At 35.2% G+C, this 20783-nt stretch carries 19 protein-coding genes; 1 reads left to right on the top strand and 18 read right to left on the bottom strand.

The window, feature by feature from the left end:
- Position 1: 1 nt before the first annotated feature.
- The 9 genes from gatB to TAGGR_RS01500 form a co-directional block, all read right to left on the bottom strand.
- On the bottom strand, positions 2 to 1432 hold the full coding sequence (gene gatB, locus TAGGR_RS01540; RefSeq protein WP_059175608.1) for an Asp-tRNA(Asn)/Glu-tRNA(Gln) amidotransferase subunit GatB: 1431 nt from the start codon (positions 1430 to 1432) through the stop codon (positions 2 to 4).
- A gap of 10 nt (positions 1433 to 1442) precedes the next feature.
- Positions 1443 to 2858 (bottom strand): Asp-tRNA(Asn)/Glu-tRNA(Gln) amidotransferase subunit GatA, encoded by a 1416-nt coding sequence (gene gatA, locus TAGGR_RS01535; RefSeq protein WP_439950932.1) that lies wholly within the window; start codon positions 2856 to 2858, stop codon positions 1443 to 1445.
- 81 nt (positions 2859 to 2939) lie between these two features.
- Positions 2940 to 4040: an oxidoreductase gene (locus TAGGR_RS01530; RefSeq protein WP_059175606.1), complete on the bottom strand. Its 1101-nt coding sequence runs from the start codon at positions 4038 to 4040 to the stop codon at positions 2940 to 2942.
- Positions 4037 to 4990 (bottom strand): 4-hydroxythreonine-4-phosphate dehydrogenase PdxA, encoded by a 954-nt coding sequence (gene pdxA, locus TAGGR_RS01525; RefSeq protein WP_059175605.1) that lies wholly within the window; start codon positions 4988 to 4990, stop codon positions 4037 to 4039. Before pdxA ends, TAGGR_RS01530 begins: the two co-directional genes overlap by 4 nt.
- Positions 4991 to 5018: 28 nt before the next feature.
- Positions 5019 to 5615, bottom strand: coding sequence for a LolA family protein (locus TAGGR_RS01520; RefSeq protein ID WP_161936154.1), 597 nt, complete (start codon positions 5613 to 5615; stop codon positions 5019 to 5021).
- Positions 5616 to 5634: 19 nt separating this feature from the next.
- The gene (locus tag TAGGR_RS01515; protein WP_059175603.1) at positions 5635 to 7218 is read right to left on the bottom strand and encodes a peptide-binding protein; all 1584 of its coding nucleotides are present in this window, start codon (positions 7216 to 7218) and stop codon (positions 5635 to 5637) included.
- Positions 7219 to 7533: a preprotein translocase subunit SecG gene (gene secG, locus TAGGR_RS01510; RefSeq protein WP_059175602.1), complete on the bottom strand. Its 315-nt coding sequence runs from the start codon at positions 7531 to 7533 to the stop codon at positions 7219 to 7221. It lies immediately after the preceding gene.
- 10 nt (positions 7534 to 7543) lie between these two features.
- A complete protein-coding gene (gene tpiA, locus TAGGR_RS01505; RefSeq protein ID WP_059175601.1) occupies positions 7544 to 8299 on the bottom strand; it encodes a triose-phosphate isomerase in 756 nt (251 codons plus the stop codon).
- A 30-nt stretch (positions 8300 to 8329) separates the two neighbouring features.
- Entirely contained in the window at positions 8330 to 9493 is a 1164-nt protein-coding gene (locus TAGGR_RS01500) for a class I SAM-dependent rRNA methyltransferase (RefSeq protein WP_059175600.1), read from the bottom strand.
- Between the two features lie 126 nt (positions 9494 to 9619).
- Between TAGGR_RS01500 and ppdK the strand changes: the two genes are divergently transcribed.
- Positions 9620 to 12346, top strand: a complete 2727-nt coding sequence (ppdK, locus tag TAGGR_RS01495; RefSeq protein ID WP_082673518.1) for a pyruvate, phosphate dikinase — start codon at positions 9620 to 9622, stop codon at positions 12344 to 12346.
- Between the two features lies 1 nt (position 12347).
- Here ppdK and TAGGR_RS01490 read toward each other — a convergent pair whose 3' ends face one another.
- The 9 genes from TAGGR_RS01490 to TAGGR_RS01450 form a co-directional block, all read right to left on the bottom strand.
- A complete protein-coding gene (locus TAGGR_RS01490) occupies positions 12348 to 12965 on the bottom strand; it encodes a YkgJ family cysteine cluster protein (RefSeq protein ID WP_236698877.1) in 618 nt (205 codons plus the stop codon).
- Positions 12952 to 13326 carry a cyclophilin-like fold protein gene (locus tag TAGGR_RS01485; protein ID WP_059175599.1) on the bottom strand — a complete coding sequence of 125 codons (375 nt, stop codon included), beginning with the start codon at positions 13324 to 13326 and terminating at the stop codon, positions 12952 to 12954. Before TAGGR_RS01485 ends, TAGGR_RS01490 begins: the two co-directional genes overlap by 14 nt.
- Positions 13323 to 14552: an ATP-dependent Clp protease ATP-binding subunit ClpX gene (gene clpX / locus TAGGR_RS01480; protein ID WP_059175598.1), complete on the bottom strand. Its 1230-nt coding sequence runs from the start codon at positions 14550 to 14552 to the stop codon at positions 13323 to 13325. The genes TAGGR_RS01485 and clpX overlap by 4 nt, the downstream gene beginning before the upstream one ends.
- Positions 14553 to 14569: 17 nt before the next feature.
- Positions 14570 to 15157, bottom strand: a complete 588-nt coding sequence (clpP, locus tag TAGGR_RS01475) for an ATP-dependent Clp endopeptidase proteolytic subunit ClpP (protein ID WP_059175597.1) — start codon at positions 15155 to 15157, stop codon at positions 14570 to 14572.
- Positions 15154 to 16407 carry a trigger factor gene (gene tig, locus TAGGR_RS01470; protein ID WP_059175596.1) on the bottom strand — a complete coding sequence of 418 codons (1254 nt, stop codon included), beginning with the start codon at positions 16405 to 16407 and terminating at the stop codon, positions 15154 to 15156. Before tig ends, clpP begins: the two co-directional genes overlap by 4 nt.
- Positions 16408 to 16462: 55 nt before the next feature.
- On the bottom strand, positions 16463 to 16993 hold the full coding sequence (locus TAGGR_RS01465; protein ID WP_059175595.1) for a DUF4416 family protein: 531 nt from the start codon (positions 16991 to 16993) through the stop codon (positions 16463 to 16465).
- The gene (locus TAGGR_RS01460; RefSeq protein ID WP_059175594.1) at positions 16993 to 17517 is read right to left on the bottom strand and encodes a TlpA family protein disulfide reductase; all 525 of its coding nucleotides are present in this window, start codon (positions 17515 to 17517) and stop codon (positions 16993 to 16995) included. Before TAGGR_RS01460 ends, TAGGR_RS01465 begins: the two co-directional genes overlap by 1 nt.
- 8 nt (positions 17518 to 17525) lie before the next feature.
- The gene (locus TAGGR_RS01455; RefSeq protein ID WP_059175593.1) at positions 17526 to 19976 is read right to left on the bottom strand and encodes an ATP-dependent Clp protease ATP-binding subunit; all 2451 of its coding nucleotides are present in this window, start codon (positions 19974 to 19976) and stop codon (positions 17526 to 17528) included.
- A 95-nt stretch (positions 19977 to 20071) separates the two neighbouring features.
- The gene (locus TAGGR_RS01450) at positions 20072 to 20734 is read right to left on the bottom strand and encodes a DUF1828 domain-containing protein (protein WP_059175592.1); all 663 of its coding nucleotides are present in this window, start codon (positions 20732 to 20734) and stop codon (positions 20072 to 20074) included.
- Between the last annotated feature and the right edge of the window lie 49 nt (positions 20735 to 20783).

The raw sequence follows: 20783 nt of genomic DNA, 5'->3' as shown, positions 1-20783 counted from the left end.
ACTATGTCTCCTTTAAGATTTTTACAACAAGTTCATTTACCAATTTAGGATTAGCTTTGCCTTTAGTCAGTTTCATTACCTGTCCAACAAAGAATCCGATTAATTTTTCCTCTCCAGCTTTAAACCTTTCGACCTCCTTCGGATTTGTTGACATTACCTGTCTGATTGCATCAATTATAACAGAACTATCAGAGATTTGAGTAAGTCCTTTTTCCTTCACTAAAGCTTCAGCTGATTTTCCAGTTTTGTACATTTCTTCAAATACGTCTTTAGCAGTGTTCCTGTTAATTGTGCCTTTTTCAATCAATCCCAACAGTTCAACCAATTGTGAAGGAGTTAAACTACATTCAGTAATATCTTTCCCCTCTTCATTCAGCAACCTTAAAAGTTCTACCATGATCCAGTTTGATACTTCCTTCGGTTTTCCACCTAATTTTACTGCCTCTTCAAACCATTCTGCCAAAGCTTTCTCTTCTGTTAAAATCTCTGCATCATATTGAGGTAACCCATAATCTTTAATGAATCTTTCAATTTTCTGATCCGGTAACTCGGGCATATCTTTTTTAATTTTTTCAATCCATTCCTCTGACACTACTACAGGAACAAGATCAGGCTCTGGAAAATATCTATAATCATGAGCTTCCTCTTTAGAGCGCATAGATTGGGTTGTACCTGTCTGAGAATCCCAGAGTCTTGTCTCCTGAATAATCTTTTCTCCCATTGACAAAAGCTTTATCTGTCTTTTTATTTCATACTCAAGAGCTTTTTCAACAAATCTGAACGAATTTATATTTTTAATCTCTGTTTTAACTCCAAACTCGGTAGAACCAACCTCTCTTACAGAAACATTGGCATCACAGCGAAGAGAACCCTGTTCAAGATTACCATCGCATACACCGAGATATCTTAAGATGGCTCTTAGTTTTTTCATATACAGAGCTGCCTCTTTTGGTGAGCGGATATCAGGTTCAGAGACAATTTCCATCAGAGGAACACCTGTTCTGTTAAAATCAACAAAGCTGTATCCAGAAGGATCATGAATGTTTTTCCCTGCGTCTTCTTCGAGATGTATTCTTTTTATGCGAATTTTTTTTCTCTCTCCATCAATGACAATCTCAAGATATCCATCCTCGCAAAGTGGAAGTTCGTATTGACTTATCTGATATCCCTTTGGAAGGTCAGGATAGAAGTAGTTTTTTCTTGCAAATCTACTGTATGGAGCAATTCTGCAGTTAAGAGCCAATCCTGTTTTAATTGTATATTCAACTGCTTTTTTGTTAAGCACAGGAAGCACTCCAGGCATTCCAAGACAAACAGGGCATACCTGTGTATTTGGTTCTGCTCCAAACTGAGTGGAGCAACCACAGAATATTTTGCTCTCTGTTAAAAGTTGAGCATGAACTTCTAAACCAATTACTGCTTCGTATTGCATTTTCACTCCTTTATAATATTGGTTTCATTTTATGCCATGGAGTTGACTGTTCATAGGCATAGGCAAGCTGAAGTATTCCAGCTTCATCAAAAGGTTTACCAATAATCTGAAGTCCTATAGGAAGTCCATCTATGCTAAAGCCACAGGGTATGGATATGGCAGGAAGTCCTGCAAGATTAACAGAGATTGTAAAGATATCAGAAAGATACATCTGAAGAGGATCATCTATTTTCTCACCAATCTTAAATGCAGGAGTTGGTGCAGTAGGTGTAACAATAAAATCAACCTTTTCAAAGGCTTTTTCAAAATCTTGTTTTATAAGGGTTCTTACCTGCAAAGCCTTTTTATAGTATGCTTCATAGTATCCCGCTGAAAGAGAGTATGTTCCAAGCATTATTCTTCTTTTTACCTCAGCACCAAATCCCTTTGATCTGGTTTTCATATACATATCAAGTAAATCTTTACCTTCCACTCTGAGTCCGTATTTTACTCCATCATATCTTGCAAGGTTTGAAGAAGCTTCTGATGTGGCAACTAAGTAATAGGTAGCAACCGCATACTCAGTATGAGGCAAAGATATTTCCACAGGAATACACCCAAGTGATTCAAGATGTTTTATAGCATCCTTTATTCTTTCTTCAACTTCTTTATCCATTCCTTCAATGAAATACTCCTTTGGAATGCCAATTTTGAATCCTTTAATATCTTTCCCAAGATTTTCTGTAAAATCAGGTGTTCCAACAGGAGCAGAAGTAGAATCCATTGGATCATAGCCTGCAATGACATTCATAAGAAGAGCGGAGTCGGCAACACACTTTGTAATTGGACCTATCTGGTCTAATGAAGAAGCAAATGCAACAAGACCAAAACGGGAGACTCTTCCATAGGTGGGTTTCAGTCCTACAACTCCGCAGAATGAAGCAGGCTGTCTAATACTACCGCCTGTATCAGAGCCAAGTGCAGCAATGCATTCATCGGCAGCTACAGCAGCTGCACTACCACCAGAACTTCCTCCGGGAACTCTTTCCAGATTCCAGGGATTTTTAGTTATGTGAAAGCCAGAGTTTTCAGTGGATGAACCCATTGCAAATTCATCCATATTGGTCTTTCCAACAAGAATATATTTATGATTGAGAAGTCTTGATGTGACGGTGCTTTCATAAGGTGGAATGAAATTGTAAAGTATTTTTGAAGCACAGGTTGTAAGAATTCCTTTTGTACAGATATTGTCTTTAACAGCTATGGGAATACCTGTTAAAATGTTTTTCTTTCCGGAAAATAAATCATTTTCCGCATCTCTTGCCATGTTGTATGCCTTTTCAACAGTTAAAGTGATGAATGCTTTGACTTTTCCTTCAACTTCCTGTATTCTCTTGAAAACATCTATTATAACTTCGTGAGGTCTTACATCCCCACTCTGAATCATTCTTACAAGCTCAATGGCTGTTAATCTATGAAGTTCCAACACAAGCCTCCTAAAAAGTTTTATCAATTAAATTAAAGCAAATTATTTCTTTTTTTCAAGTTGAGTGCATTTAACATACTCTAATTTCATAAATCTCATGCATCCATTACATGAGATGCAGTCAGAGGTTTCTTTCCCCTGCATCCATTTCTTTGGCAAGTCAGGCTCCCGAATTAATGGTCTTGAAAGGGAAATAAGGTCTGCTTCCTGTTTTTGTAAAATTTCTTCTGCTACTGAGCGGGAACGAATTCCACCTACGAGCATTATTGGAACTTTAAGCGCTTTTTTGAATTCTCTTGAGAATTCTCTAAAATAAGCCTCTTTCTGAGGTGTATTAATCTTCATTCTCACAGGTCTTTCCTCTGGTTTTGACTCTACAATTCCTCCGCTAATTTCAATGGCATCAATTCCAAAATTTTCAAGCTTTTTTGCTATCCGGAGACTTTCCTCTAATGTGAGTCCTCCTTCAACAAAATCGCAAGCATTGAGTTTTATCATCACGGGCCAGTCGTATCCTACATTGTCTCTTATACTTTGATAAACTTCTTCAAGAAAGTGAAATCTTCGCTCTTCATCTCCACCCCAGTAATCGTCTCTTCTATTTGTGTAAGGAGATAAAAACTGATTTACAAGATACCCATGGGCACCATGAATCTGTACACCATCAAATCCTGCCTCTTTTGCTCTTCTTGCAGCTTTACCAAAGGAATCAATAATTTCCCATATTTCTTCCTGAGTAAGCTGTCTGGGCATTACTTTATAGACAGGTTCATATACTTCAGATGGTGCTACTGGCTGAGCACCACCAAGAAAAAGCGAAGCACACTGCCTTCCTCCATGATTAAGCTGAATCACAATTTTACCACCAACTTCATGAACAGCATTAGTTAGTTTCCTTAAGCCATCAATATAAAAATCATTATGAATACAAAGCATCTTTGGAGCATTTCTTCCAGATACATGAACCAGAGCATTTCCGGTAATTATCAAGCCAACACCACCTTTAGCAAGTGTTACATAGAGATTTATCAGTTGCTCTGTAACAAAACCGTCTTCATCTGCCATTTTTTCGTAAGTGGCAGAGCGAACAATTCTGTTTGGCATTTTAATTGTTTTAATTTCAAAGGGAGTGAAAATTTTCATTGAGTCACCATCCTTGTAGCGAGTTTAATAGCCTCAATGAGGCTTGTAGGATCAGCTTTTCCCTGCCATGCTATATCATAGGCTGTTCCATGATCAGGAGATGTTCTTATAAAGGGAAGCCCTACTGTGAAGTTTACTCCTTTATCAAATGCAACGAGTTTAAATGGTGCAAGTGCCTGATCATGATACATGGCAACAACCATGTCAAATTCACCATTTTGAGCGCGCCAGAAAATAGAGTCTGCTGGATAGGGACCTGAAACATTTATCCCTAAAGCTTTTGCTTCTTTTACTGCCGGTTCAATTTCCTCAATTTCTTCTCTTCCCATGATTCCACCTTCTCCAGCATGTGGATTCAGTCCGCATACTGCAATGCGAGGATTTTCAATCTGAATCATATCACAGGCTTTTTTTGCAAAAAATATGGTTTTTATAACTTTTTCTTTTTTTATCAGATGGGGAACATCTTTTAGTGGAACATGTATTGTTGTTAATATTACTTTCAGAGGTTCACTATAAAAAGCCATTGCATAATCCTCTGTTTCAGTAAGCTCAGCAAGCATATCTGTATGTCCAAGCCACGGAAGTCCTGCCATCCGCAGAGCTAACTTTGTAATAGGGCAGGTGACAATTGCCTCAACTATACCAAGTCTGTATAGCTCTACAGCTTTTCTTATATAGGAAAATGAAGCTCTACCAGATTCCTCTGACGGTATTCCTTTTGCAAGCTTTTCTGGATTTTTGATCTCATTAAGATTTAGTATCTCTATATTGTCAGGATCAAAATCCATTCCGATTGCTTTAATGACTTCTTTTATAACGCTTCTGTCTCCTATAACAAGAGGGTTGCAGATTTTATATATATCTTCCTGAGCAAAAGCTTTCACAATAATCTCTGGACCAACTCCAGCAGGGTCTCCCATAGTTATTGCAATTTTTCTTTTAGCCATTTTATGCCTCCTGCTTGTAAATAGCTCTTTAATATTTTAAAACCGTATCATCCTTCTTAGGAGTAAATAAGAATAGAGAGTTTTTAAGAGAGGTATTTATTTTTACATCCTTTAGGTCAATTTTCACTATATTTTCCATTGCATCTATTATTTTCATTGATTTTACTGGAAATTCAGCTTCTGTAAGAGTTATTTCAATACTTTTTACGTTTCCCATCTTGCTTTTTGGAATAAGTATGATGGTGCTGTCTGATTTTTCTTTAACTTCAAAGTCTTTTTTCAGGTCTGCCATTCTACTGAGAAGTGCAAGTGGAAGTTGCCCGTATTTTTCTTCATTAAACTCACTTATTATTGCCTGTTTTCTTTTTTTGTCGTAGATAGTAAGAGTTTTGTTATTAATATAAATAGTTTGAGGGAATTCTCCAATGTACTGCCATCTTATTTTGTTACCCTTTATAAAAAATACTCCTTTGAATTGCTGATTTTTATTGAGTTCTTTTATATAGTTTGTTTGCATAAAACTTCCATTTGCATCATTTATGTTTTTATAGGCATTTTCAAGTTTAACTATAGCATCCTGGGCATAACAAAAATTAAACAGTAAAAATATTAATAAAAGATTCATTACTAAAGTTTTCATATTCTTAATTATACCAATCCAAGCGATTTTTTGGCACATACCAGAAAATATAGTTATACCATATTCCTGCTGGAGCTGGCTCTATTCCTTTTATTCTCTTGTTTACAGCAATTATTGTATCAGGCACATAAAGAAATGTATAGGGCTGATCTTCTGTAATAAGCTCGTGAATTCTCCAGTAGTACTTTTTTCTCTTTTCTCTGTCAAGAGTTTCTCTCGCTTTTTCTATTAGATGGTCAACTTCTTTATTGCTGTAGCCAACAAAATTAAACTCTCCTGGTTTTGTCTTTGATGAGTGGAAAATGTCGTATAAATCAGGATCACGGGAAAGAGACCAGCCAAGTAGCACTGCCTGAAACTGTCTTTTTGTGACAAGTTCAAGAAAACTCTGCCACTCAAGAACTCTTATGTTAAGCTCAATACCTACATTTCTAAGTTGCTCTTTGATGATCTGAGCAGTTTTAAGCCGTGCTTCATTTCCCTGATTGACAAGCAAAACAAATGAGAACCTTTTTCCATCTTTTATTAAAATTCCATCACTGTCTGGTTTCCAGCCGAGTTCATAAAGAATATTTCTGGCTTTTTCAGAATTGTATTCAAAATCCTTTACATTTGGATTAAATGCCCATGAAGAGGGTGGAAAGGGTCCTGTGCATGGAGTTCCAAATCCGAGTAAAACTCCTTCAATTATTTCTTTTTTATTTATTGCATGAGCAATTGCCTGTCTGATTCTTTTATCAGAAAAAAGAGGATCTTTTAAATTGTAGCCTATGTAAGTATAACCAAAAGATGGATAGCGGTAGACATTGAAATATTTCCTAAAATAAGGCTTTTCTCCATAGTATTTATACTGTGCAGGATTAAGTGCCATAAAATCAATTCCTCCAAATCTCAACTCAAGAAACATTGTGGAAGGATCTGGAATAATTCTTGTTATGATTTTTTCAAAAAAGGGAACTCCTTCATAGTAGTTTTCATTTCTTTCAAGGATCACCCTCTGCCCTGTAATCCATTCTTTCATTTTGTATGGTCCTGTGCCAATAGGATTTCTATTAAGAGGCGAATTAAATAACTCGCTGCCTTCAAGAAGATGTTTTGGCAGTATTCCCATTCCCCAAGACTCCAGTGCTGGTGCAAAAGGTTTTTCATAAACTACTTTTACCGTATATTTATCAATTGCCTTGACCTCTCTTACAGGTCCATAATTACTACTATAGGGTGTTGGATTTTTCGGATCAGTAATTGATTTATAGGTAAAGACAACATCATCTGCTGTTAACTCAATGCCATCGTGCCATTTGATCCCTTTTCTGAGATAAAAAACAATTTCTTTACCATCTTTCGAAATACTCCACCTTTCAGCAAGATCTCCAACTATGTTTAAATTTTTATCGTACTTAGTAAGACCATTAAAAATTCTTCCACTTATGTCTGCACTTGCAGAGTCTGAAGCAAAAAGAGGAAGAAGTCTCTTGGCATCAGCAGAAGAAGCTCCTGTCAGGCAAAAGGGTTCCTTTATTTCAGGGGCTTTCTCGCAGGCAAAAATAAAAAGAAACAGTAAAACTAAAATGCCATATTTTTTTATCATTTATTTTTGTTGAGGCTGTGCTCCCTGTGGCTGCTGTAGTGGCTGAGTTTGAACTGGCACTTTTACATCAGAGACAACTGACTTTGATTTTGTTGTAATATAAGTCAAAAAGAAAGAAGAAATCATGAATAAAACAGCTACAATTGTTGCTACTTTATTGAGAAATGTAGTTGCACCTCTTGGTCCAAAAAGTGTTTGAGAAGAACCACCTCCAAAGGCTGGTCCCAGTTCTGCACCTTTACCTCTGTGAAGTAATACGACAGCAATCATTACAATACAGAGTATTATGTGAAAAGTTAAAAGCAGTGTTTTCATAACCTCTCCTTCAATTTATTTGTTCTTCATATTTTACAATTTTTGAAAATTTTACAGGATCAAGACTTGCTCCACCAACCAAAACTCCATCGACATTTTCTGTATTCATTATTGAGTATATATTTTCAGGAGTAACGCTTCCACCATAAAGTATTCTTATAGCTTGAGCTCTTTCCCCATATAGATTCTTTAATCTCTCTTTAATAAATCCATGCGCTTCTTCAATCTGGGACTCTGTTGCTACAATACCTGTTCCAATTGCCCAGACAGGTTCATAGGCTATAACAATATAGTCAGGATTTATTATATCTTCAACTCCTTTTTCTATCTGCCTTTTTAAAACATCAAAGGTTTTATTGGACTGTCTTTCTTCAAGTGTTTCACCAATACAGAAAATAACTTTTAAGTATTCTTCAATACACGATTTAATCTTTCGATTTACTATCTCATCTGTTTCATTAAAATACTTTCTTCTTTCTGAATGACCGATTATCACATATTCAACATTTAAATCCTTAAGCATTACTGGTGAAATCTCACCGGTGTAAGCTCCTTTTTTTTCATAAAAGGCGTTCTGTGCACAGAGCTTTATATTGGTATTTTTTATTGCTTTTCCAACACTTTCAAGACAAATAAATGTTGGAGCAATTCCAATCTCTCTGTCTTTTATTTTTTCAACAGCTGGAATAAAATCATTAAGAAAATTTAATGCTTCCTTAACTGTTTTATGCATTTTCCAGTTAGCAACGAAAAGCTTTGTTTGCATATTTAAAAAGTTTAGTTAAATTTTTGTAGTTTAGTCAAGTAAATTAACGATTAAGCACTTTAAATAGGCTGTCTCAGGCATACTAAGAAGGATTGGATGATCTTTACTTTGCATTCCTTTATATATTAATCTTGGTGTTTTTTTATTTTTCATAAATGCCTGTTTCACGATCTCGTAGAATTCGTCTTCAGAGATGTGTTGAGAACAGGAAGATGTGGCAAGAATTCCGTTTCTTTTTAAAAGTTTGATTGCCAGAGCATTAAGATTTAAATAACCTTCAATGGCATCCTTTTTCTCAGCTTTTGATTTTACAAATGCTGGAGGATCAATTACTATAATGTCGTATTGTCTGTTTTTCTTAATCTCCCATCTTAAATAATCAAATGCATCGGCTTTAATAAATCTGCATCTTTCAGTAAGACTATTAATTTTTGCATTCTCCTTTGCTAAATCTATTGCATTTTGAGAACTGTCAACTCCTGTTACCCTAACACCTTTTTTAGCCAAATGAAGGCTCCATGATCCAATATAACAGAAAAGATCAAGAGCTTCTCCAGCATCGACTATTCTCTTTAGGAAAGTTCTATTTTCTCTCTGATCAAGGAAAAACCCTGTTTTTTGTCCATTAATAGGATCAAATATAAATTTCACATCATCTTCGACAATCACGGGAAGTTCATCTAACTGTCCTTTTATTACCTGTTTTTCAATTTTAAGTCCTTCTTTCAATCTTGAAGGAGAGTCATTTTTAAGAATTATTAATTCAGGACATAAGATTTCGTCTAATATTTTGATTATCAAATCTTTAAATTGTTCCATTCCGGCAGTAGTAATTTGAATTACAATACATCTGTCATATTTATCCACAATTAAACCGGGAAGAAAATCAGATTCACTAAAAATTAGCCTATAGTTTTCTTTGAGCCCTAAAAATTCTTCTCTGTATTTTTTGCACTGGAGGATTCTTTTTTTAAAAAATATTTCATCAACTGTTTCATCTTTAAAACTAAGAAGTCTTACAGAGATAGTAGATTTAGGATTTACATATCCGGTTCCAATGATTTTGTTTGTTTTTGATTCATATACTTTCACAATAGTTCCAGCAGAGAACTTAGATATATCAGAGAGTATTTCATTTTTATAAATCCAAAGAGTGCCATATTTTTTTGAGGATTTAACAAATATTTTCTCCATGCCTTAAGTTTGAATTTACTTAATTTGAAAAGTCAAGAGTTTCCATAAATTTTCTTGAAAAAATTTTTTATATCATAGTAATATGAATAGCTGTTTTAAATAAATCAGTGGAGGAGGAAGAGGAAGATGGCTTCAAAGCCAAAAGTCAAAACTCAAAAAAAATCAGGAAAAGAAATTTCAAAAACCAGAAAATCAAAACTTGATAAAAAATATGTTTACTACTTTGGAGATGGTAAAGCAGAAGGCACAGGTCAGATGAAGGATCTTCTTGGAGGAAAAGGTGCAGGACTTGCTGAAATGACCAATCTTGGAATTCCTGTCCCATCAGGATTTACAATTACAACTGAGGCATGCAGAGAATACTTTAAGCTCGGTAAAAAATTTCCTAAGGGAATGTGGGAAGAGGTTCTGAAAAATCTTAAAAAGGTTGAAAAATCAATGGGTTGCAAATTTGGAGATGCAAAGAATCCATTACTTGTTTCAGTTAGATCTGGAGCAAAATTTTCTATGCCTGGAATGATGGATACAGTTTTAAATCTCGGATTAAATGATGAAACTTTAAAAGGATTAATAAATAAAACAAAAAATGAAAGATTTGCCTACGACACTTACAGGCGTTTTATCACTATGTTTGGAAGTATAGTTACTGACATAGATAGAAAAAAGTTTGAGGATCTGTTAGATGATTTGAAAGAGAAAAAAGGAGTAAAGCTTGATACAGAACTTGATGCAGAGGATTTTAAGAGTATCGTTGAAAAATATAAGGAACTTTATAAAAAAGAAACAGGAAAAGACTTTCCTTCAGATCCTTATGAACAACTGAAAATGGCAATTAAAGCTGTTTTTGACTCATGGTATGGAGACAGAGCTGTAACATATCGGAGACTGCATGGAATTCCCGATGATCTTGGTACAGCATGTAACATTGTTGCAATGGTATTTGGAAATATGGGTGAAAATTCTGGAACAGGGGTAGGATTTACCAGAGACCCTTCTACAGGAGAAAAGAAATTTTTTGCAGAGTTTTTACCAAATGCTCAGGGTGAAGATGTGGTAGCAGGAATTAGAACACCCTTAAAAATTGAAGAATTAAAGAAAAGAATGCCAAAGGTATATTCTCAACTTGAAAAAATATGTAATAAACTTGAAAGGCACTATAAAGACATGCTTGATATAGAGTTTACAATTCAGGAAGGTAAACTTTATATGCTTCAGACAAGGGTTGGCAAGAGGACAGCCAGAGCTGCAATAAAAATTGCTGTTGATATGGTAAAAGAAAAATTGATTGATAAGAAAACAGCCCTATTAAGAATAGAGCCTGAACAACTTAATCAACTTCTTCATCCCACTATTGATCCTAAGGCAGAAGTTAAGGTAATTGCAAAAGGACTTCCTGCAAGCCCTGGGGCTGCTGTTGGTAAAGTTGTCTTTTCTGCTCAGGATGCTGAAGAATGGGCAAACAAAGGAGAAAAAGTTATTCTTGTAAGAAATGAAACTTCACCTGAAGACATTGGTGGAATGGCAGTTGCTCAGGGAATTCTTACTGCAAGAGGTGGAATGACCTCTCATGCTGCAGTTGTCGGAAGAGGAATGGGTAAGTGTTGCGTTGTTGGATGCGGTGCGATAAATATTCACGAAGATGAGAAGTATTTTACAGTTGGTGATATCACAGTAAGAGAAGGTGATTTTATTACATTGAATGGAACAACAGGAGAGGTTATACTTGGACAGGCACCTCTTGTTATGCCTGCACTTCCTGAGGAGTTTTATATATTAATGAAATGGTCTGAAGAATTAAGTAAGCTTAAGGTAAGAGCCAATGCTGACACTCCAAAAGATGCTCGTGTGGCAAGGGAATTTGGTGCAGTTGGAATAGGACTTTGCAGAACTGAGCATATGTTCTTTGATCCGGAAAGAATAAAAGCTTTCCGTGAGATGATTCTTTCAGATAGTATTGAACAAAGAAGAAAAGCTCTTGAAAAAATCAAGCCTTATCAGAAAGAGGACTTTATCGGTATATTTAAAGAGATGAAAGGACTCCCTGTCACAATAAGGTTACTTGATCCTCCTCTTCATGAATTTTTACCAAAGACAGAAGAAGAAATAGAGGTTCTTTCAAAAGAAATGGGAGTTTCAACAAAGAAAATTAAGGCTAAGATCAAAGCTCTTGAAGAGTTCAATCCAATGCTTGGGCATAGAGGATGCCGTCTTGGAATAACCTATCCAGAAATTTATGAGATGCAGGTAAGAGCAATAATGGAGGCAGCCTGTGAACTTGCAAAGAAAAAGATTAAGGTTATTCCAGAGATAATGATTCCTCTTGTAGCTCATGTAAACGAATTGAAAATGATGAAAGATTTAACTGTCAGGACCGCAGAGGATGTTATGAAACAATACAAGGTAAAAATTGACTACAAAGTTGGCACAATGATAGAGCTTGCTCGTGCTGCAATAACAGCTGATCAGATTGCTCAAGAAGCAGAATTTTTCTCTTTTGGAACAAATGATCTTACTCAGTCAGTTTATGGACTATCAAGAGATGATGCAGGGAAATTTTTGCCATTTTATATTGAGCATAAACTAATTGAAGAAGACCCATTTATTTCAATTGACACTGAGGGAGTAGGGCAGATAATGGAGATAGCAGTCAAAAAAGGAAGAAAGACAAATAAAAATCTCAAGCTTGGAATATGCGGTGAACATGGCGGAGACCCTAAATCAATAGAGTTTTGTCACAAAATTGGACTTGATTATGTAAGTTGTTCACCCTATAGAGTTCCCATAGCAAAACTTGCTGCTGCTCATGCAAAGCTAAAAACTGAGGGAGCAGAGTTGGTAAGAAGCACAGTATAATTTAAAGCTTTAGACTATCCATTCTTCTTGCCAGCTCAATCCATGGGTAGTTTTGAAGAATTCTGGTAAGTGCGTTTAGTTTACCAGAGTTTATAAATTCTACCCTTTCATCATCGGTGTAAACATTGTAGAATGGAGTTGTTTCGTAAAGAGCTTTTCCAAGATAGTGTTCTGAAGGTTTTAATACATCCTTAGGTCTTGTGTAAAAGGGATCTTCACCGGGACTGCAGGGGTTATTAAATACATTGAACTGTCTGCATGCAAGAGGTCTCATTGGATAAATAAAACATATACCATCAATTAAAAAGGGACAAGGTTGTCCTTTTTTATGAGATATTAGAGAATTTTTAATTTTTGTTCTAAATGGTTCTTTTACTTTTTCGATTACATACCAGTAAATACCTACAATCTCAATAGGATAAATAGGAATGTCACGATGAGTTTTACAGCAAGAACTACAGCCTCGCTTACATGCCAGGGAGTAGCCTAATTTTTCATATCTTTCAATATCTCTTTTAACTCCTTCATCCATTATTGCATAAGCATTAAGAAGTAACGGTAACCATATATGGTTTTTTTCATCTTCAGGAAAGCTGAGTCTCAGTTTATTCTTTTTCAATTTTGATTTTTTTGGCTCCCTTGAGAGTTTTTAAAATGGCTGGATCATCAATAATTCTGCCAACAATGTTTACTTCACTTGCTGGGACAGGATCTTCTCCTGTGCTTAAGGGTGTTTTACCAAAAAATATTGCAAGAGCTTCACCTGGAGGCCAGTATCCAATATCTCCCACTGCTACACAGGTAGTGGCTGTGCTGTCAAGAGGCATTTTGAGTCCAATTGAAAAGTAAAACTCATCTCCCCATTCGTTGATTTTACTCTCTATTGGAAGAGCTTCAACGATTTTTTTGGCACACTCTGTATCATAAAATTCTGCTTTTATCTCTTTGCCTTCAATGATTATTTTAACCTTTGTATTCATGCCTGTTTTGCTCTCTTTTCTTTATAAATTAAAAGGGGAGATGTCTTTTTATTCACCACATCCTCGTTTATGATACACTCTGAAATTCCCTTTTCAGAAGGAATAAGATACATAACATCAAGCATAATATCTTCAAGGATGCTTCTTAAAGCACGGGCACCTGTTTTTCTCTCAATTGCTTTTTTAGCAATAGCCCGTAACGCTTCTTCAGTGAATGTAAGTTTAACTCCGTCAATGCTGAATAGTTTCTGATACTGCTTTACAAGTGCATTCTTTGGCTTGGTAAGTATCTGGACAAGAGCATCTTCATCAAGTTCGTTTAGTGTAGCTACAACAGGAAATCTTCCAACAAACTCTGGTATCATTCCATATTTTATTAAATCCTCTGGTTCCACATAGCTCAGAATATTATCCTTCTCTTCTTTTTTCGTTTCTGACAGGAATCCAATTGTTCTTTTACCAATTCTCTTTTTTATAATCTCTTCGAGTCCTACAAAGGCACCACCGCATATAAAAAGTATGTTGGTAGTATCCATCTGAATGTATTCCTGTTGAGGATGTTTTCTACCTCCCTGAGGTGGTATATTTGCCATTGTTCCTTCAACTATCTTTAAAAGAGCCTGCTGCACTCCCTCTCCAGATACATCACGGGTAATGGAAGGACTGTCTGATTTTCTGCTAATTTTGTCAATTTCGTCAATATAAATTATTCCTATCTGAGCGCGCTGAATATCATAATTTGCATTCTGAAGTAGTTTAAGAAGAATGTTTTCCACATCCTCACCAACATATCCAGCCTCTGTAAGTGTTGTGGCATCCGCAATTGCAAAGGGAACATCAAGAAATTTTGCAAGAGTCTGTGCCAAAAGAGTTTTACCTGTTCCTGTTGGACCTATCAGCATTATGTTACTTTTTTGAATCTCATCAGATGGTTTCCCTTTGAAAATTCTTTTATAGTGATTGTAAACAGCAACTGAGAGGATTTTTTTTGCTCTGTCCTGTCCAATTACATAGTCATTTAAAAAGTTATGAATTTCCTGAGGTGTTGGTAAATCTGTTTTTATACCTTCAAGGCTGTTAAATCTTTCCTCTTCAAGAATTTCATTACACAGAGCAACACATTCATCACATATGTAAACACCGTTTCCTGCAATAAGTTTTTTCACCTCTTTCTGTGATTTTCCACAGAAGGAACATCTTAATAGTTCTTCGTTCTTTTTTGCCATATGATACTCCTGTGCTTTTACTTCTTTATTGATGTGATGACTTCATCAACGATTCCGTATTCTTTTGCTTCTTCAGCTGACATGAAGAAGTCTCTCTCTGTGTCTTTCTGAATTTTTTCAATGGGCTGCCCAGTGTGTTTTGATAGAATATGATTGAGTAAATCTTTCATTTTTAATATTTCTCTTGCATGAATTTCTACATCAGTTGCCTGTCCATAAAATCCACCTATTGGCTGATGAATCATTACTCTTGAATGAGGAAGAGCAAACCTTTTCCCCTTTGTACCTGCTGCCAGAAGAACACATGCCATTGAAGAGGCCTGTCCAATGCAATAAGTAGCAATATCAGGTTTTACGTACTGCATTGTATCATATATGGCAAGCCCGCTTGATACCATCCCTCCTGGTGAGTTTATGTATATATGGATGTCTTTGTCAGGGTCTTCAGTTTGAAGAAAAAGCAACTGTGCTATTACAACATTTGCAACCTGATCATTTATCTCTGTTCCAATAAAAATAATTCTATCTTTTAAAAGCCTTGAATATATATCATAAACTCTCTCAGTCCTTCCTGTTTGCTCTATTACTATTGGGACAATGCTCACTGTGATACCTCCTTACTTTCTTCTTCAGTTCTTTTAACAATTTTAGCTTTATTCAAAAGTATATCAAAAACTTTTCTCTCAAAAACACTATTTCTCAAAGCACTTAAAGAGCCATCTCTTGACATGTAGTACTGAATTACTCCCTGTGGAGTTATACTGTATTTTCTTGCAATATTGATAACTTCCTGTTTAATCTCTTCTTCTGAAACAGTAACTCCCTCTTTTTCACCGATGATTTCAAGAAGAATATAAGCTTTAACATTTCTCTTTGCTCTCTCGGTAATTTTATCCATATGCTCTACTACGTTAAGTCCCATTGATTCGAGCTCTTCTGAAATTCTTTTTATTTCCATCTCAACGAGACCTTCTGGTAGTTCAAATTCATGTGTATCAAGAAGTTTCTTAAGTATATCAAACTTCTGTTTTTCTATAGCCTGTTCTTTTTTAGCATTTTCAAGCCTTTGTCTTATATCGTTTCTAAATTCCTCAGTTGTTTCATATCCATACTCCTTATGAATTTCCTCATATGGAACTGGCTGTTTTCTCTTGATATCTTTTATGGTTACTTCAAAGTTAACCTTTTTACCTGCAAACTCAGCAATAGAGTCTTCGGGAAAATCAACTGTAAAAGTGAAAGTTTCTCCTTTTTTTCTGCCTTCTAATGCTTTTGAAAAATCTTCTGGAAATGGTCCAGCCCCGATTTTGTAAACAAAATCTTTCACCTCTTTTCCTGTATCGGTTTTATAATCAAAAATTACAAGATCATTATTTTGTGTGGGTTCCTCTGCAGGTTCATAGGTGCCTGATTCTTCACATAATCCTTTGATTACTCTTTCAATATCTTCATCTTTTACTTCTGTTGAGATCTCCTCTACCTCTATATTTTCATAGTTTAGATTTTCAACTTCTGGTCTAACTTCAACAACCAATTCAAAAGAGAGCGGTTCCTTCCTCTTTATATCAATAGCATCTTCAGCCATAGGAGGAAGAAGAGGTTTTAAATTAGTTTCCTTAATTGCCTTTTCATAAGATTCTGAAACAAGCTTTTCAAGTACGTCTGATATGGCATTTTGTCCAAATTTTTTCTCAATAATTGAAAGCGGAGCTTTGCCAGGTCTGAAACCTGGAATTTTAGCTTCCTTTTGAATTTCCCTCAATGCCTTTTGAATTTCTTCTTCAACCACATCTGCTGGTATTTCAAATTTCAGTCTTTTTTTGGTTGCTGAAATTTCTTCAACGCCTTTTAACACATTCCCTCCTTATGCATGATTTTAATTTAAGTTTAAAAGTCAAGGAGAATTTTTGTCAATTTTTACCAAGCAACAGATCCTTGTAAATAGTTCTTGCCAGATTAAAAAGTTTTATGTACTCCTCTTCTGCATAATCTCTATAGGTATTTATGTTTGGCATAAATGAGTTATTTTTAAAAATCAGAGTTACTTCAGCATAAATTCCATTGCTTAAATAGATTCTGTGTGAGTAGTCTTTTGTGGTTGCAAGAACAAGCTTTGCAAGTCCTATATAGCCAGGGTCAAGATTAATAGTTCTTTTACCATGCTTAGAAAGTTCTTCTTCAATCTGATTTGTCTGTATTTTTATCTTAGCAATATCAGCTTCAGAGATCAAATTTTTAAAAAAGATAAATCTTCTCTTAATAGGACTACCAAGTTCCGGAGTATAATAGTCTGAGTAATTCCAAAGTTTTGGGCTTGACTCAACAAGTATCTGTCCGAATTTGTCTTCTAAAATTTCAATTGCCTTATAGTATGCATCTTGCTCTTTAAAAAGAGTTGCTATAAATAACAGAACCTTTTTTGGTTGACCTGGTTTACCCATCAGGATAATACTTTTTTAAGATGAGGAACTATATGAGGATTGCTCCAGTCAACAGGTCCAACAATTTTGTGCCTTAAAACTCCTTTTTTATCTATAAGAAAGGTTTCTGGAACTCCTTTTATACCATAGATAGTTGATATGACCCCATCATCAATCAGTACAGGAAAACTAAATCCTTCCTTTTTTGCCATTTCAGAGACAGTTATAGGATTGTCTTTGTAAAGAACTGTAATAAATACCAGATCATCAGAGTTTCCATTTTTGTTTAAATACGCCTGTATTGATTTTTTCTCTTCTTTACAATCACTGCACCAAGATGCCCAGAAGTTGAGAATTACAATTTTATCCTTCAGGTCTCTAAGTCTCCATTTTTTGCCATTAATATCCTGCAACTCAAAATCCGGGGCAGGAAGTCCAATCTGTGCTTTTTCTCTAAAAGAGGTTTTGCTTTTTTTAAGAACTATACTTCCTGTAACAATTAAAGCAAGCAAAACAAAAAGAATTAAAAACACATTTTTTTTCATATCTCACCTTAATTAACTGATGCTGTTACTTCTTCAGTAATTTCTTTAAACTCTATATTATTGTTATTTACCTCAACTTTTATGAGAGTTGCTCCCTTAAAGTTGCCTTTAAGAATTTCTTCTGAAAGAGGGTCTTCTATTTCTTTTGCAATTGCTCTTCTCATTGGTCTTGCACCATAGGCTGGCTGATAGTATTTATTCAAAATCCATCTCTTCACCTCATCGGATACTGCAATAACAAAACCATACTCTGCCAGCTTTTTATTTGTTTCGGCTATTAGGAGATCAATAATAGCAAGCAAGTGGGATTCTTCAAGTGGATGAAATACTACGATATCGTCAACTCTATTAAGGAATTCGGGATTGAAGGTCTTTTTGAGTTCATCAAATACATTATCTTTAATTTTCTGGTATATGTTAGTGCTTTGAGATTTATGAAAACCAAGAGGTGTTGACTTCTCAATCAATCTTGCTCCAATGTTGGATGTCATGATTATAATTGTATTTCTGAAATCTACTTTTCTTCCAAAACTATCTGTAAGCACTCCTTCATCAAGTATCTGTAAGAGTAAATTGAAAACATCAGGATGTGCTTTCTCAATCTCATCAAATAGAACAACAGAATAGGGTCGTTTACGAATTCTCTCTGTTAGCTGTCCACCTTCCTCATATCCTACATAGCCAGGAGGAGCTCCTATTAGTTTTGATACATTAAATTTTTCCATATATTCGGACATATCAAATTTAATTAAAGCATTTTCATCATTGAACATGAACTCTGCGAGAACCTTTGCTAGTTCTGTTTTTCCAACTCCTGTTGGACCTAAAAAGAAGAAAGACCCAATTGGTCTATTTTTTGATTTCAGTCCTGCACGAGAACGCCTTATTGCTTTACATACACTTTTTATTGCTTCATCCTGTCCAACTATTCTTTGATGAAGTATTTCTTCCATATGAAGAAGTTTTTCAGACTCTGTCTGTTCAAGTTTATAAAGCGGAATTCCAGTCATCTTAGAAACTGTATATGATACATCCTCTGCTGTAACGAGAGGTACTTCCTTGTACATTGAATCCTTCCACTTTTTGTAGTTAATTTCATAAATTCTCTTTAGTTTCTCCTCTTCATACTTTGCTTTTTGTGCTGAAGGTAGGTCGTGTAGTTTTATGTACAGAGACTTTTCTTTGGAAATTCTTGCAAGTTCAAACTCTAAGTCTTTAAGTTCCTGAGGCATCACAGACCTTTTAAGTTTAATTCTTGAAGCAGTTTCATCAATGACATCTATTGCTTTATCAGGTAAAAATCTATCAGTAATGTATCTGTCAGAGAGTTTTACAGCAGCCTCAATTGCTTCATCTGTAATCTTGACCTTGTGATGGGATTCATATTTTTCTCTTATTCCTTTTAATATCTCAATTGTTACATCAACAGTGGTTGGTTGAATATATACAGGTTGAAATCTTCTTTCAAGAGCTCCGTCTTTTTCTATGTATTTTCTGTATTCCTGAGGAGTAGTTGCACCTATACACTGCATTTCACCTCTTGCAAGCGCTGGTTTTAACATATTTGATGCATCAACAGATCCCTCTGCAGCACCTGCTCCAATTATTGTATGAAGTTCATCTATGAATAAAATAATATTTTCTGATTGAGTTGCCTCTCTAATTACTGCCTTCAGACGCTCTTCAAACTGACCTCTATATTTGGTCCCAGCAATAAGAGCTCCAAGATCAAGGGCAATGATTCTTTTACCAAGCAAGATATCAGGCACATCTCCTTCAACAATTTTCTGTGCAAGACCTTCTACAATTGCTGTTTTTCCTACACCTGGCTCACCTATTATTACAGGATTATTTTTAATTCTTCTACCGAGAATCTGGATGATTCTTTCTATTTCATCTTCTCTTCCGATTACAGGATCAAGTTTACCTTCAATGGCAAGCAGTGTAAGATCTCTTCCAAATTCATCAAGGGCTGGAGTGTTTGTTTTTCTCTTTTCTTTTTGAGGTGTGCTCTGAAAATGAGGCCTTATGGAGAAGTTTATGGTTAACTGTCTTGCTGCTAAGAGATTAACTCCAAAATTTCTTAAAATTTTACCGGCAATTCCCTCTTCTTCTCTAATCAAACCAAGAAAGAGATGCTCACTCCCTATATATGGATGTCCTAAAAGTCTTGCTTCCTCAACCGCATTTTCAAGAACCTTTTTAGCTCTTGGAGAAAATGGTATTTCTCCATAGGTAAGTAAATTCCCTTCACTGCTTATTCTTTTTTCCAGTTCATATCTTACATTTTCAGGAGGAATTCCAATCTTTCTTAATATGGCTATTGGAATTGAATCTTCCTCTCTTAAAATTGCCAAAAGAAGATGTTCTGTATCAAGAAACTCACTATTTCTCTTTTCTGCTTCTTCTCTGGCATATAAAATTATTTTGCGACCCTTTTCTGTGAACTTCTCAAACATTTTATAACTCCAATAAAAGTTTTTTTTGTTTCTAAAATCAATATTAATTTTTTTGCTTTTATTGTGTCAACCTGTTGCTTACTCTGGCAGTGATTTTATATTAAATAAAACAAGTACACAGCAGATACAAACTGGATAAACCTGTAAAAATTCTGGGAAATTTCTTCAGGGGATGACTCAACAAATAATTCTTCTTCTTTTACATCAATCCCTAATCTTTTTGCAGAAAATACAACTCTTTCTCTCTGTCCTCTTTCATGGGGACGAAAACTTCTTAGAATAACTCCATCATCACTGAAGATGTAATCTCCAGTGTCTTTTTTTCTCAAGATTAACTTAATTATTCTTGAATCTTTTCCTCCTACTGGAATGTATAAAACACAAACACCTTCAGCGGTGATTCTGTATTGAATTGAAGATTTAAAGAATTCAAAGAAATCGCTTAAGATTTTTTCAGCTTCTTCAGGCTCTATTGGTTCAGTTGTAGCCAGAAGCGTGCCAAATAAAAATTCTTTGATAAAATTTTCAGTTTCTTCTTTTATTTGAACATCCTCTGGAGTTTCACTCCACATAATCCTGCAAGATCTGAAAACAGGACTGTAAACTATCTCTCCGTAGGCAAGTTTTTCACCCAATTGAAGATCAAAGGGTAAGGAAAAAGTTGTTTTATCCTTCGTAGCTTTTCTTCTGTCACGATAAAATGTAATTCTTGTCTTGCCAATTTTTGGCAGAAGAACTGTTTTTGTTATTAAATTCATGAAAAACAATATAACATATTTTAACAATGTTGAGCTACAATAACTTTAA

Source organism: Thermodesulfovibrio aggregans (assembly GCF_001514535.1).
In the GTDB taxonomy this organism is placed as follows: Bacteria; Nitrospirota; Thermodesulfovibrionia; order Thermodesulfovibrionales; family Thermodesulfovibrionaceae; genus Thermodesulfovibrio; species Thermodesulfovibrio aggregans.
The sequence above is the reverse complement of the archived record's forward strand: the minus strand, read 5'-3'. Positions and strand labels throughout refer to the sequence as shown.